12 protein-coding genes are annotated in these 14,240 nt (G+C 67.2%); 4 read left to right on the forward strand and 8 right to left on the reverse strand.

Going from position 1 to position 14,240, the window contains the following annotated elements:
- Positions 1 to 131 precede the first annotated feature (131 nt).
- The gene (locus tag ASG43_RS12805; RefSeq protein ID WP_056505423.1) at positions 132 to 440 is read left to right on the forward strand and encodes a hypothetical protein; all 309 of its coding nucleotides are present in this window, start codon (positions 132 to 134) and stop codon (positions 438 to 440) included.
- A gap of 2 nt (positions 441 to 442) precedes the next feature.
- Positions 443 to 673, forward strand: a complete 231-nt coding sequence (locus ASG43_RS12810) for a hypothetical protein (RefSeq protein WP_156386677.1) — start codon at positions 443 to 445, stop codon at positions 671 to 673.
- Positions 674 to 746: 73 nt separating this feature from the next.
- Here ASG43_RS12810 and ASG43_RS12815 read toward each other — a convergent pair whose 3' ends face one another.
- The gene (locus tag ASG43_RS12815; protein WP_056505429.1) at positions 747 to 2,147 is read right to left on the reverse strand and encodes an L-serine ammonia-lyase; all 1,401 of its coding nucleotides are present in this window, start codon (positions 2,145 to 2,147) and stop codon (positions 747 to 749) included.
- Positions 2,148 to 2,416: 269 nt separating this feature from the next.
- On the opposite strand from ASG43_RS12815, the gene ASG43_RS12820 reads away from it, so the two are divergent.
- Positions 2,417 to 3,814 carry an MFS transporter gene (locus tag ASG43_RS12820; protein WP_056505432.1) on the forward strand — a complete coding sequence of 466 codons (1,398 nt, stop codon included), beginning with the start codon at positions 2,417 to 2,419 and terminating at the stop codon, positions 3,812 to 3,814.
- A 430-nt stretch (positions 3,815 to 4,244) separates the two neighbouring features.
- The gene (locus ASG43_RS12825) at positions 4,245 to 5,318 is read left to right on the forward strand and encodes a siderophore-interacting protein (protein ID WP_056505435.1); all 1,074 of its coding nucleotides are present in this window, start codon (positions 4,245 to 4,247) and stop codon (positions 5,316 to 5,318) included.
- A gap of 25 nt (positions 5,319 to 5,343) precedes the next feature.
- On the opposite strand, the gene ASG43_RS12830 is transcribed toward ASG43_RS12825, so the two are convergent.
- The 7 genes from ASG43_RS12830 to ASG43_RS12860 form a co-directional block, all read right to left on the reverse strand.
- Positions 5,344 to 6,411 (reverse strand): ROK family protein, encoded by a 1,068-nt coding sequence (locus ASG43_RS12830; RefSeq protein WP_056505437.1) that lies wholly within the window; start codon positions 6,409 to 6,411, stop codon positions 5,344 to 5,346.
- Positions 6,412 to 6,541: 130 nt separating this feature from the next.
- Positions 6,542 to 7,630 carry a dipeptidase gene (locus ASG43_RS12835; protein ID WP_056505440.1) on the reverse strand — a complete coding sequence of 363 codons (1,089 nt, stop codon included), beginning with the start codon at positions 7,628 to 7,630 and terminating at the stop codon, positions 6,542 to 6,544.
- Between the two features lie 100 nt (positions 7,631 to 7,730).
- Positions 7,731 to 9,008 (reverse strand): glycosyltransferase, encoded by a 1,278-nt coding sequence (locus ASG43_RS12840; RefSeq protein ID WP_056505441.1) that lies wholly within the window; start codon positions 9,006 to 9,008, stop codon positions 7,731 to 7,733.
- Positions 9,009 to 9,015: 7 nt separating this feature from the next.
- The gene (locus ASG43_RS12845) at positions 9,016 to 10,341 is read right to left on the reverse strand and encodes an HlyD family type I secretion periplasmic adaptor subunit (RefSeq protein ID WP_056505444.1); all 1,326 of its coding nucleotides are present in this window, start codon (positions 10,339 to 10,341) and stop codon (positions 9,016 to 9,018) included.
- Positions 10,338 to 12,083: an ATP-binding cassette domain-containing protein gene (locus ASG43_RS12850; RefSeq protein WP_156386679.1), complete on the reverse strand. Its 1,746-nt coding sequence runs from the start codon at positions 12,081 to 12,083 to the stop codon at positions 10,338 to 10,340. Before ASG43_RS12850 ends, ASG43_RS12845 begins: the two co-directional genes overlap by 4 nt.
- A 346-nt stretch (positions 12,084 to 12,429) precedes the next feature.
- On the reverse strand, positions 12,430 to 12,768 hold the full coding sequence (locus ASG43_RS12855) for an ATPase inhibitor subunit zeta (RefSeq protein ID WP_056505450.1): 339 nt from the start codon (positions 12,766 to 12,768) through the stop codon (positions 12,430 to 12,432).
- A gap of 221 nt (positions 12,769 to 12,989) precedes the next feature.
- Entirely contained in the window at positions 12,990 to 14,123 is a 1,134-nt protein-coding gene (locus ASG43_RS12860; RefSeq protein ID WP_056505453.1) for a polysaccharide pyruvyl transferase family protein, read from the reverse strand.
- Positions 14,124 to 14,240 lie beyond the last annotated feature (117 nt).

Genomic DNA, 14,240 nt, shown 5'->3' on the forward strand with positions numbered 1-14,240 from the left:
GGCAAAGGTCTGCGTCCGACGTGATCCGCGAACCGGCTTCGGCTTCGGCTTCGGGCGCGACGAAGCGGCTCGCCATGCGTCCTTTCCTGCGCTCGCGCGTTGCCTGTCGGAACAACCGAAGGGAATCAGCGATGGGCACGACCCTGACCGCACAATTCGAGACGAGACGCGAAGCCGAAATGACCGTCGAGCGTCTCGTGCAGGAACATGGCATCGAGAGAACGGACATCTTCATCTCGGCTACGGGCCCGAACAACAGCGCGGGCGAAGCCGTGGCGGGATCGGATGCCCATGCCGGCGAGCCGAGCGTCGAGGCGCGCGAAGACGCTGCCCTGAACGGATCGATCGACGTTTCGGTCGACATCGAGGACGAGGGCATGGCGGGCACCATCCGCGCTGCCTTCGCGGAGTTCAGCGCGCACGATGTCGAGGAGGCATGACCATGACCGAACCCACCAAGCAGGTCTTTTCCCGCAATTCCGCAGAGGAGAAGGAGCGGGTTCCGATCGCGGGCGGAACACCCAGGGTGTCGGACACGCTGGTCGGCCACGCGAACTCGCCGGATCCGGACTATCATCCGGAAGCGCAGGCGAACGCGCTGACCGACACGGAAGCCGGCGCGATCCCGGACAACGAGCAGGGCGGCATCGTGCCCTTGAAGCACCGCGACTAGCGCCGCACCGCCTCGCGCTTTCCCTCCCCTGTCGATCGACGATCGATCCGTCGCGATCGACCGGGTTCCGGGTTCAGCATTCCGGCAGGTTGACCGCGAGGCCGCCGAGGCTCGTTTCCTTGTAGCGGTGGTCCATGTCGCGGCCGGTCTGGCGCATCGTCTCGATGCAGGCGTCAAGCGGTACGAAATGCGAGCCGTCGCCCTTCATCGCGAGCGAGGCTGCCGTCACCGCCTTCACCGCACCGAAAGCGTTGCGCTCTATGCAGGGGACCTGAACGAGCCCCTTCACGGGATCGCAGGTCATGCCGAGATGGTGCTCCAGCGCGATCTCGGCGGCGTTCTCGATCTGGGCGGGCGAACCGCCCATGATCGCCGCCAGCCCCGCGGCTGCCATGGCGGAGGCGGAACCCACCTCCCCCTGGCAGCCGACCTCCGCGCCGGAGATGGAGGCGTTGCGCTTGATGATCGCGCCGATCGCCGCCGAGGTCAGGAGGAAGGTGCGAAGTTCGGCCTTGCCGGCTTCGGCGTGGAAATGACGCACATACTGCATGACGGCGGGCACGACGCCGGCCGCGCCGTTCGTCGGCGCGGTGACCACGCGCCCCCCGCAGGCGTTCTCCTCGTTGACGGCCATGGCGTAGACCGACAGCCAGTCATTCGCCATGAGCGGCTGGAAGACGTTGCGCTGGGCGTCGGCCTCGAGCCGCTCGTGGATCGCCTTGGCGCGGCGACGAATCTTCAGCCCGCCCGGCATGATGCCGTCCTGCTTCAGGCCGCGCCGGACGCAGTCGGCCATGACCCCGGCAATGGCGTCCAGGCGCTCGTCGAGGTCGCGCTCGGACAGGAAGACGCGCTCGTTCGCGCGCTGCATCTCTCCGATCGACAGGCCGGACCGATCCGCCATGGCCAGCATCTCGCCCGCTGTCGAGAAGGGAAACGGGATCGCCGTCGTGCTTTCGGTCGGCAGGGCCGAGTCCTTGCGCTGCAATTCATCCTCGTCGACCACGAAGCCGCCGCCGATCGAGTAGTAGATCCGGCGAAGGAGCAACGCGCCGTTCCGGTCGAGCGCCTCGAAGGCCATCCCGTTGGCGTGGCCCGGCAGCGGCGTCTTGCGATCGAAGACGAGATCCCGCACGGGCTCGAAAGCATAAGCGGGATGCCCGTCCGGCTGGACACGGCCCTCGGCCGCGATGCCTCCAACGACCGCATCGACGGCGTCCGGATCGACGGTGGCGGGCACGAAGCCGGCGAGGCCGAGCATCACCGCGCGGTCGGTCGCATGCCCGACGCCGGTGAAGGCGAGCGAGCCGTGCAGGATCACCCGCAGCCGGGCGACCACGGCGTCGTGGGGACGCGGCCAGCGTCCGTCCTTCAGCTCGGCGAGGAACCGCGCCGCTGCCGTCATCGGCCCCATCGTGTGCGAGCTCGAGGGACCGATGCCGATCTTGTAGAGGTCGAAGACGCTCAAGAACATGATAAGGGCCTTGTCTCGGGTCGAGCTGATTGCTTCGACGATCTGCCGCAGGCGCCGCGCCGGCTGCGCCCGGAACCTCTCGATATCGCGCCGGCGACGTCTCGGCTCCCTCAGGACCGGCAGAGGGGGTCGTCCCGACGACATCCGTCCCTCCCCTCCGTTCGAGCCGAGGACGGCCTCGATTGCGCTTGAAGCGGGTGCCCGGACATCCTACCCCCCTCGCGACGCCGCGCGACACCCGGCCCCCATCGATCAAGACGGAATGACGGATGCCTCTTCAGGATGGCTTGGCCAAGCCACAGCGGACGCTGGCCTTTTCGGCGATCGCGATCGCGACCTTCGTCGCGGTCCTCGACGGAGCGATCGCCAATATCGCTCTGCCGCCGATCACCGCAGATCTCGGCATCGAGCCGGTGGACGCGATCTGGATCGTCAACGCCTACCAGCTCGCCGTCACCATGGCGCTCCTGCCGCTCGCCTCGCTCGGCGAGATCGTCGGCTATCGCAAGGTCTATCTCGGCGGCGTCGCTCTGTTCACGGCCGCCTCCCTCCTCTGCGCCCTCTCGGCATCGCTGCCGACGCTGGTCGCCGCGCGCGCGCTGCAGGGCCTCGGGGCCGCGGGGATCATGAGCATCAACATCGCGCTCGTGCGTTTCGTCTTTCCGCAAAGCCTTCTCGGCCGCGCGCTCGGATATGTCGCGATGACGGTGGCGGTCTCCTCGGCCGCCGGCCCCTCGATCGCCGGCGTGATCCTGTCCGTCGCGTCCTGGCAGAGCTTGTTCCTCGTCAACGTGCCGATCGGTCTCCTGACGCTCCTGATCGGCCACCGGACCCTGCCGAAGACCGAGCGGTCCGGTCGCCGGTTCGACGTCAGGAGCGCCCTTCTCAGCGCCGCGACCTTCGGTCTCGTGATCTCCGGGGTGAACGGTCTCGGGCACGCCGAAGGCGTCAGCCTCGCGCTTCTGCAGATCGGCGCGGGCCTCGCCATCGGCATCGCCTTCACGCGGACGCAGCTCTCGATGCCGGCTCCGATGCTGCCCGTCGACCTTCTGCGGCTGCCGGTGATCGCCCTGTCGGCCGTCACGTCGATCTGCTCCTTCAGCGCGCAGGCGATCGCCTTCATCTGCCTGCCGTTCCTGCTGCACGACACGCTCGGACGCTCGGCTGCAGAGACCGGGCTCCTCATGTCGCCCTGGCCCATCGCGACGGCCTTCGCGGCCGTCCTGTCCGGGCGGCTGGCGGATCGGTACCCGCCGGGTCAGCTCGCAGCCGTCGGGCTCTTCGTCTTCGCCGGCGGTCTCCTAGCGCTGGCGCTCCTGCCCAACGATCCCACCGACATCGATCTCATCTGGCGATTGGTGATCGCCGGCTTCGGCTTCGGCATCTTCCAGACCCCGAACAACAAGGTGCTGATCGCCAGCGCCCCGCGCGAGAGGAGCGGCGGCGCGAGCGGCATCCAGTCCACCGCGCGACTGGTCGGCCAGTCCATGGGAACGGCACTGCTCGCGGTGATCTACGGTCTCGTCGCCGCGGGTCCGAACACCGCGGCTCTGTTCGTCGCGACCGCGCTGGCGGCCGCCGGCATCCTGCCGAGCGCTCTTCGCCGCTTCGAACCGAGCGTTGGCTCGATCGAAGCCGATGCGGCACCGGCAAAGACCAGGGTGTAACGCTCGATCCGACCTCGGCTTGATCCCAGGCCGGGCGAAATTCATCAAAAACCAGCCGCAAATGTCCGCGATTGCGACAATATCCCTCATTCGGGTGATGCGGCCCCAGCCGCGGCGTGATGAGTCGATCCTGCGTCAGCCTTGTCGCACGACCTCGTCGAACCGGATCCGGCCGATGCGATCGTTGATCAGGAGGCGGTGGACCGGTCGCTCCCAACGGCCTGGTTCGCCGCCTCCCTCCCATCCCGCGCCTCCCACGTCATCGAACCGAACCACGATCCTGAACTTGACAATCGTAGTCATGTTTAATTAGGCGTTGAGCGGCTGAGATTGTGCCCGTCTCGGCCGAGCCGCGCGCGGTTCGTGATCCGCCACCGATCGTCGGCAATGGCGATCGAGCGGTTCGTGAGGGGCGGAAGGGATCCATTCGATGCTGCACGCCCGCACCGAAATCATCGTCGCCGATGCCGTTCGTCTTCTCGCCGATCTCTGCGAGCACTTCTCCGAACATGGCGATGTGAGCTACGCCGACGGCACGGGAGCGGTCGATTTCGGGTTCGGGCAAGCCCGGCTCGGTGCCGAAGGGCGGCGGCTCGTCGTCGAGGCCAAGGCCTCCGACGAGATCTACCTCGCCTACATGAAGATGGGCGTCGCCGAACACGTCCACGAGTTCGCCCCCGTGCCGGCGCCCGAGATCCACTGGACGGGCGACGGCGTGACCGGAACCATCCCCCCGTTCTTCCGGGCAATGCGGGTGGTGTCAGCCCAAACGTTGACGCCGCACATGCGACGCATCCGGCTGGCCGGCAGAGACCTCGGGCGCTTCGCCGAGGGCGGTCACCACGTCCGCCTGATCTTCCCGCCCGCCGGTCGCGAGCCGGTCTGGCCGACGCTCGGGTCCGACGGGCGGATCGTCTGGCCGGAGGGCGAGGACAGGCTGGAGCACCGCGTCTACACGATCCGGCGGATCGATCCCGCGGCCGGCTTTGTCGATATCGACATCGTGCTGCATTCCGGAGAAGAAACGCCGGGCTCGCGCTTCGCGACGGGCGCCAGGCCCGGCGACATCGTCGGCATGTCAGGACCCGGCGGCGGCGAGATCGGACCGGCTTCGACGCTCATCCTCCTCGGGGACGACACCGCGCTGCCCGCCATCGCGCGCATGCTGGAGGAGCTTCCGGCAACGGCGACGGTCAAGGCCGTCATCGAGGTCGATGGTCCCGCCGACGAGCTGACGCTCGCGACGAAGGCCGCAGCCGATATCGTCTATCTCCATCGCGGCGGCCGCCCGGCCGGCTCCTGCGATCTCCTGCCGCCGGCGCTGCGCGCGCTGGATCTGCCCGCGTTCGGCAACGACGTCTTCGTCTGGTGCGGTTGCGAGTTCACCGACTTTCGCGCGATCCGAGCCTATCTGCGCAAGGAGATCGGCTTGGCGCGGCACCGGCATCTCGTCGCCGCCTATTGGCGCCGCGACCGCGCCGGTGATGTCGGCGGCGGGGACTGAGAGCGCTCGCGCATCTTCGCTCGCATCAACCGGCCTCGACGGCTCCGCTTTCTTCCCCGGTGTTGAGAAAGCTGCAGTTCCCCAGTCCCGTACCGATCGTGATGGCGCCCCAACGTTCGACGTCGCGCATGAAAGGCCGTTCGCTCAGGCCTCGAACGACGGCATCGTTGTGAACGAGAACGACCGGCGGTCGATCGTCCCCTTCGGCCAGACCGGCCGCGACGGCCAGGGAAAGATTGAAGTCGTCGTCCGTCCAGTCACCCGGCAGATTCTGAGTGCCGTGATGGATGCGGCCGTCCGGCAGGATGATGCCGGGACAGGACAGACCAACGAGCGGAACCAGGCGAAGCCCGTCGTCCTTCGCCTTCGCGGCCATCTCGACCAGCATGCCGCAAAGCGCGTCGATCACGTCCTCGCGCGAGGGTTCTTCGTCGGCGTGGCACCATTTCCGGCGGGTGTGAACGTCGGCCTGCGCACAGGATCCGGCGGCATCGCGGTTGAAGCGGACGATGCCGCATCGAAGATTCGTACCGCCGACATCGACCGCCAGCATTCCTTCGCCGTCCCGCAGCAAGCGGGTCGGTGCGGCATGGACCCATCCGATCATGCCGCCGTCGTCCGGATCGTGCTTCAGACTGCGCAGCGTGACACCTTTATCGGCGGCGAGAAGCCCGCTCGCACGGCGCACGATGGCCCGGCCGACCGCGCTGGACTGAAAGCCGCCGCCGCACACGATGCGTTGGACACCGGCCCAGCCCGGCGTGAGCAGGAAGCGCCCGAGCACGGCGGCCAGTTCCTGCGAAAACTCATCCGCCGCGCCGCCGAGCAGATCGGCAGCGGGCGCTTCCTCGTCCTCGAACGTCTTGTCGAGATCCTCACGGCGGATCTCGTCCGTGGGCGTCGAGCCGAGCGGATCCTCATCGCGGCCGGCAAAGCTTTGACGCCAATCGTCGAGAAGCTTGCGGAAGGCCGTCTCGCTCACCTTGTCGCCGAGAAAACCGCCGTCTTCCCGCGTTTCGAGATTGTAGCTCGTGACTCGGACCGAAGGGAGACGGTCGTCTCCATGGATGGGCTCCGGTGGGGCGCTCGGCAATGACGTTCCTCGATCTTCGGGGCTGCCGGGAGTAGCAACCTGCAGGGTTTCCAGGAGAAAGACGCGGCCGGGCCGCCCGCAGTTCCGCCTCTCCTTCCCCTCCCCGTGCATCCGATCGATGGTTCGGCTTTCAATTTCCCCAGGTGAGGCGAAGGACGCGAAGCCAGTTCCGCCAGGCGATCTTCTCGATGAGCTCCCCGCCGAAGCCGGCAGCGACCATTGCGGCGACGAGATGGGGAAGGCCCGCGGCGCTTGCGATGCCGCGCGGGATCATCGCCCCGTCGAAGTCCGAGCCGAGGGCGACCCCGTCCTCGCCGAGATGTCGCACGAGATGATCCAGGTGGCGGATCATCACGTCGAGACCCGTGTCCTCGTTCATCTGGCCATCGGCGCGAAGGAAGGCCGTCGCGAAGTTGAGACCGACGAGCCCGCCGGACGCCCGGATCGCCGCGAGTTGCCGATCCGTCAGGTTGCGGCTGTGCGTGGAAAGGGCGTGCGCGTTGCAATGGGTCGCGACGAGCGGAGCGTCGGAATGGCGAGCGACGTCGTCGAAACCCTTCTCGTTGAGATGCGAGAGGTCAACGAGGATTCGAAGCGCGTTGCAGCGCCGCACCAGCCTGATGCCGGCTTCCGTCAGCCCCGGACCCACATCGGGCGAGGACGGGAAGGCCATGGGCACGCCGTGCCCGAAGATGTTGGGCCGGCTCCAGACGGGACCGATGGAGCGGAGCCCGGCGGCGTGGAGAACGTCGAGCGCATGGAGGTCGGGGTCGATTGCCTCGGCGCCTTCGATGTGAAGGACGGCGGCCAGACGACCCGAGGCCTTCGCGGTCTCGATGTCCGCGACGGAGCGGCAGACCGTCAACGCTCCTTGAGAGCGCGCTTCCAGTCTCAGAAGGATCGACACCATCCGAAACGTCGAGGCAGTCGCCTCGTCCCGCCCCGGCGTGTCGGGAAACGGCAGGCGATAGGGCGCGACGCTCATCGCGTCCGATAGCGACAGACCGCCCGTCGACGGCGGAAAGATGGCGAAGAGCCCGCCGAACAGGCCGCCTGCCCTCGCCGACACCGCGTCGATGTGACCGGGCTCTCCGCCGTCGAAGAAGCGATCGAAGGCCTGCCCCGTCGGATCGTTCATGAGGCGCAGGAGCGTGTCGTTGTGTCCGTCGAAGATGGGAACGGAAATGGGGTCAGCCGCCAAGAGAGCTCCTTCGACCATGGGTTGGACCCGGCGCGCCGGTCGGGCGTCAGGCTCTCCCTTAGACATCGGAAACGACCGGCGACACCCTTCTGCGGTCGCAAGACCGAAGTTCCCCCGTTCAGACGTGAAGGCCCGCCCCGATCGAGCGGGCGAGAGCGAGATGCGCATCGCTCGACTGGGCGACCGTCGCCGGCGCCCGGACCCCTGCCGCGATCGCGCGACCGGTGACCGCTTCCTCGGACAGGCGCGCGAGCAGACCCGAGAGCTCCCGCGCATCGCCGGGGGTGAAGAGACAGCCGTCGATGCCGTCCCGCACCGCTTCCGCGATGCCGCCGAGACGCGAACCGAGCACGGGGCGACCATGCGCGAAAGCCTCGCCGATCACGAGCGGAGCGTTCTCCCACCACGTCGAAGGCACCAGGACGGCGTCGACGGACGCCATGCGGTCCGAGAGATCGTTCCGGGCGAAGGCGCCGCGCCAGCGCAGCGAGCCGTCCTGCACCAAGGGGGCGGCAAGCCGCTCCACGAGGGTCCGGTACCAGGCGTCCTGCGCCTCGAGGCGGCTCACGTTGAGATCGAGCGAGATCCGTGCGCGCACGGACGGCTCCAGGTGATGAAGAGCCGCCAGCGCGACGTGCAGGCCCTTGGACGGCCGCGCCTGACCGAAGAAGCCGAGACGAAGCGTGGCGCCGAAAGACGGCGGCGCGACGGGTCGGCCCGGCGCGTGCGTTCCATTGGCGATCACGTGGATGCGTTCGGGTTCGATGCCCCATCGGACATAGCGTTCGGCGAGAAAGGCGGATGGCGCGACGAAGGCGTCGATCTGGGCGAAGGCCCGGCGGAACCGCTCCCGTCGCTCCGTGTGGATCAAGGGTGCGCCCTCGGGAAAGCACCGGCCGCAGGCGTCGATCCCGCTCTCGCGGCACAAGGTGCCGGACAGCGGCGCCGGATCCGGACCCGGCGGACGCGTGACCATCAGCCCTTCGTTGCGGCAAATGGCGAGATAGTCGTGCAGCGTCAGGACGATGCGGGCGTCTGGAAGGGTCGAGCGGATGTCGTCGACGATCTCCAGCCCGAGATGGACCACATGGTGGAGGAAGACCACGTCGGGCGCGGCGTCCGACAGGAAGTCGGCGAGCCCCCGCCCCGGCGGCGGCGCGTCCGGACAGGCTTCGAGGCGCGGCCAGTCCGCGATGTCGCGACGGATCAGATGCTCGCCGGGACGAAGGCGGCCGACGGCCCCGGACGGCAGGCGCGGCTCTCCCGTTCGGGCGAGAAAGCGCGCCTGCGACACGTCGGGATGGGCCTTCAGCCCTTCGAAGAGGGTGTGGGCTGCGAGCTCTCCGCCACCGGGGCCGAAATCGGGATGTCCATGCGCGACAACCAGCACCCTCATCGCCGCCTCACCTCTCGCGGAAGGCTTCGTCGAGGTTTTCCGCCACCGGCGCGATTAGATATTCGAGGACGGTGCGACCGGCGGCCGGCAGGATGACGGCGGCCTCCATGCCGGCGGAAAGCTTGTCGCGGATATCCTCCGGCACGTCGTCGCGTCCGACCGAGACCTCGATCGAGAAATAGGGTGGAATGCTCGGATTGGCTTCGGCGATCGCATCCCGCGAGACGTAGCGGAGCGTGCCGGAAATCATCTGGCGCTTGTACTTCATCAGGGCACCGAGATTGATCTGAGCGACCATGCCCTCCTTCACCCGGTCGATATCGGAGGGCGCGATCTTGCCCTTCACGACGAAGCGATCGGAATCGGGCACCACGTCGAGAATCGGCTCGCCCGGCCGGATGACCCCGCCGAGCGTGAAGACGCGCATCTGCTGGACCGCGCCGGCCGCGGGCGAGCGGATGGCCGATCGCGACAGCATGTCGAGCGCAACCTGCCGCTCCTGGCGCAACTGCGAGATCTGCTTGCCGAGCTCGATGAGGGCGTTGGAGGCTTCCTGCCGGTAGTCGCGTCGCAGCGCTTCGCCGCGCTGCTCCAGCTCGTCGATCTTGTCCGCCGCCTTCTTGGCATCGTTGCGCGACTTGGCGGCGATGCTCTCGTATTGAAGCTTCTGTCGATCCAGAGCCGTCACGCGGCTCATCGGCACGAGACCCTTAGCGAGAAGCGGGCGAACCGATTTCAGCTCCTTCATCACGGTGTCCAGCTGGGCGGCCGCCGAGGCACCGTCGAGACGCGTTTGTTCGATGTCGTTTCGGATCTGTTTCGCTTGCGTTTCCAGGAGTTCGATCGAACTCTTCAGAACGAGCTTGCGAATTTCGAACTCGCGGTGATTGTCGTCGAGTTCGCTGTCCTCGCTGGAACCGAGCAAGGATTTCACCTCGTCGGACACGACCATGTAGTCCACGAGATCGCGCTGCGCGACGAGCCTTGCTTCGGTCGCGAGAGCGGTTGCCAGGGACTTGGAGATCGAGGTGGCCGTCGCCTCGAAGCGCGTCGTGTCGAGACGCAGAAGCGTCTGCCCCTCCTCCACCCGGTCTCCGTCCCGAACCAGGATCTCCGACACGATGCCGCCTTCGAGATGCTGGATCGTCTTGCGGTTGGCCTCCACGGAGAAGGTTCCCTGAACGACGACGGCGGAATCGATGTGCGCCAGAGCGGCCCAGCTTCCGCCCAGCCCGACGGAGACGAAGAGGACGAGGAAGCCGGCGCGCAGCGAAGCCCGCCAGTCGGTGGCGGGCTCCGGTGCGGTGGAGAGGACGACGGCGACCGCGCTCATGGGCCGTAGCCCTCCGCGCGTCGGAGATCGAGAATAGGTGGCGGCGCCGGTGCCGGCTCGCCGCTGAAGCGCGGCAGGCGGTTGAAGATCTGCTCGCGCGTGCCGAGCGCCTGAACGGCGCCCTCGTTGAGGACGAGGATGTCGTCGCAGAACCCCAGCAGGCTGATCCGGTGGGAGACCACGATGACGGCCGTGCCCTTGTCGCGCAGCGCCCGGAGCGTGCGGCCGAGCATCTGCTCGGCGCCGGCATCCAGATTGGAGTTCGGCTCGTCGAGCACGACGAGCTTCGGCGCGCCGTAGACCGCGCGGGCGAGCGCCAGACGCTGGCGCTGGCCGCCGGACAGGATGTGGCCGCCTGTTCCCAGACGCGTCGCGTAGCCGTTGGGAAGGCCACGGATGATATCGTGGATCGCGCTCTCTTCCACCGCGGCGAGGATCTGCTCGCTGGAAGCATTCGGATCGAAGCGCGAGATGTTCTCCGCCACCGTGCCCGGCAGGAACTCGACGTCCTGCGGAACGTAGCCGACGAAGCGGCCGAGATCGTCCTGGCTCCAATGCGAGAGATCCTGCTCGCCGAAGACGATGGTGCCGCGCCGGGCCTTCCAGATGCCGACGAGAAGGCGCGTCAGGCAGGACTTGCCCGCGCCGCTCGGGCCGACGATGCCCATGATCCGGCCGGGATGGAGGACGAAGGAGACATCCTGGATGACCGGCTTCTCCAGCCCCTGCGGCCCGCCGACGAGGCGCGTGACGACGAGCGGTCCGGTCGGCATCGGCAGCTGGAGGTGGCGCGGCGCGCTCTCCACGGCCCGCAGCAGCGCGTCCAGGCGGCGCGAGGCGAGGACGAAGGACTGTATCTGGCTCCAGTTGCTGATGAGATACTGGAGCGGGCCCTGCGCGCGCATCATCAGCATGAGGATGACGAAGAGCACGCTGATGTGGATCAGGCCCTCGAGAAAGAGGAAGCCGCCGAGACCGTAGACGATGATCATCTGTCCGTTCTGCAGCATCCGCGGGATGAGGCCGATGCGCGCCGCGCGGGCCTGGGCGGCATGGCGCCAACCCAGTCCGTCGCGGTGCATCTGGTACCAGCGATCGGTGAGCCAGGGCAGCATGCCCATGGCGCGCAGCGTCTCGGCATTGCGCGAGACGGCCAGGGCGAACTCGTTGGCCTCCCCGTCGCAATGCTGGGCGGCCTTCAGGGACCCCGAGACGGCGTAGTGCGTGGCGACCGACATGGCGGCGGAGAGCGCGAGGAGGCCGAGGATCAGGAAACCGAACGGGGCGGAGATGATGAACATCGCCACGACGAAGAGCGGCGACCAGAACGCGTCGATCATCGCCGAAAGCGACGGCCCCGCCAGGAAGCGACGCGTCGTCTGGAGATCGGCGAGCGCCTGCGCCGCCGTTCCGCCGGCCATCGAGGTCTTGTCGCGGTTGAACGCGTCGAAGCAGATGCGCGTCAGGCGTTGGTCGATGACCGTGCCCATGCGATCGAGCACCTGCGATCGGATGCCCTCCAAGAGCGTGTAGGTGACGGCGAGTACGACGGCGATGACGACCAAGGCCGTCAGCGTCGAGGCGTTGCGGCTCGTTCCGACACGCTCGATGATGCCCATCGGCACGAGCGACATCGCCATAAAGAGGAAGGGAAAGAAGAAGCCGAACGCGAACAGACCCGCGTAACCCGCGGAGAAGTCACGAACGATGCCGAGCAAGGGCGATGAGAGGACGGGCTTCACCCGCCGCACCGCGACGCGATCGACCCGCCGGTCCCATCGGCGCCCCGGCGGTTCGAAGCACGTCGATCGTGTGATCGCGTCACTCGGGGCACGGTGTTGGACACAGGTGTCGAGGTTCTTCTTCCGGTATCGCGCCGCGCAGTCCTGATGGAGCCGCTGCGGCGTTTTCAGATGAACCTTGTCAGATCCGTGTAAAACTTTGCCTAATCTCGACAGAGCGGGCCGAGCGGGCGGAACCGGCCCTTGGGGAAGGCGTCGACGGGAGCCGCGTTCGCGCCGGCGCTATCCGGGGATCCCTCCGGAGGGTCGATCGCGACGCGTCCCAGCTGCGCTCGCAGGCCTCGATTCAGGCCAGCATCACATCGGCATCGCCAAGGGACAGCGGCGCCAGCGAGGCGCCGGCGAGCGCGATGGAATAGCGGGTGCGAAGCGCTTCGACATGGAGGCCGGCTCGGTCCACGAAGCGGGACAGGTGGTCGAATCCGCCGCGTCCGCCGACGGAGCGGATGCCGGCCGCGACCGCTTCCTCCGCGAAGTCCTGAGCGGATTCGTGCGACAAACCAAGACGCCCGGCGATCCAGTGGCCGATCTCGCGATCGATCTTCGCCCGGCTGCGGAAGGAGCGCTCCTCCTGCATCAGGAAACAACGTTCGGCCATATCGTTGCGCTGCGCGATCGATTTCATCTTGTTCCCTTCGGAAGGTGACGCTTTGACACGGACTACTGTGCCGGAAACGCTTGAAGGGTCCGCAAATCCATTCGATTCAATTGTCATGATGCTGCGGAATGTCGAAGTCGATGAAAGATCGACGCGTTCGATCGACGCAACGGAACGTTCGAAGAAGGCGGGTCGTCGCGGGAAACCGACCGGCCGAACGGTCGGGACCGGCGATCGCCGCGTGTCCGTTACATGCGCGTCTTGACGCCGTTCTTCTCGATGAAGGCCTTCATACGATCGTAGCGTTCGGGAAAGAGCGCCTGGAAGCGATCGAAGCGGGCGGGTGCGAGCGCTTGCGCCAAGGTCTGCCGTTCGAAGGCCTCCGGACTGAAGATCGGGAGATCGAAGGTCTCGGCGAGCTCGCGCGAGCGCGTGTCGTAGGAGAAGAGGACGCCGGGGACGCCGACCGCCACCGCCGGCAGCACCGCGTGCACGCGGTATCCGAGCGCGGCGTCGAACTGTGGCGCGTAGACGTCGTAGTCGCCGGGCGCGCCGACATAGTAGAGGCGGCTTTCATAGAGGCGATTCAACGTCTGGCCGGTGGTCTCGTCGAACCAGCCCTCCGCGACGAGCTTGGCGCGCGCGGCCTCCATGTGGCGGGGGGCGCGGAAGAAGAAGGCCTTCTCCTCTGGCTCTCCGTGACAGGAAAGGTAGAGGTCGGAAACGAGGTCGAGCTTGGCGATGATGCGCTTCTGGGTCGCGGCGAAGGCGACGGGATCGACGGCGTAGGTCGAGCCGATCTCCCGGCGCAGCGAGAAGGTCACCCGCTTCGGCCCGTCCGGCGCATGGCGCAGTTTCAGGTCGCGGTCGAGACCGCGGAAGACGGACGGGCAGCCGACGATCTCGACGTTGTGGATGCCGTTGCGATGCAGCGTTTCCGCGCTGAAGGCGCCGCGAACGCCGATCGAGGGCGTGCGATCGGCGATCGCCTGCCAGACGCGCCGGTGTTCGGTCGGCAGAATGATCGGACGTTCCTGCTCGGCCTGCGCCCCGACGCCGATGCACAGGACCGGCATGTCGAGCGCTTCGATCCAGGCGAGGAAATGACCCCAGTCCATCTCCTCGTGGATGTAGTTGGAACCGCGAAGCAGGATGAAGTCGCAGCTCGCCTTGATCCTCGCGACGGCCTCCTCGCTCACCGGCTCGTCGATGTTCACCTCGGTGCCGGACGTGTAGTTCAAGAGCCGCAGCGTCGAGTCATAAACGCAGATGTCGCCGGTGTTGTAGTAGCGCTCGAGCGTCGACTCGAACGTGGACTCGAACCAGACGGCGCGATGATTGCCGATCCGGCGGCCGGAATACTTGACGAGTGCTGCGCGCATGGTCCTGGAGACGCCTTCTTTTCCATGAGGAGCCGCAGGGATCTTCGACCCTGCACGCCCGTCCGGCAGCCGGTCGAGACGGCTAAATTTAATCGAATTGTATGAAGCAACGCTTGC

This window comes from Aureimonas sp. Leaf454 (assembly GCF_001424685.1).
Taxonomy (GTDB): Bacteria; Pseudomonadota; Alphaproteobacteria; order Rhizobiales; family Rhizobiaceae; genus Plantimonas.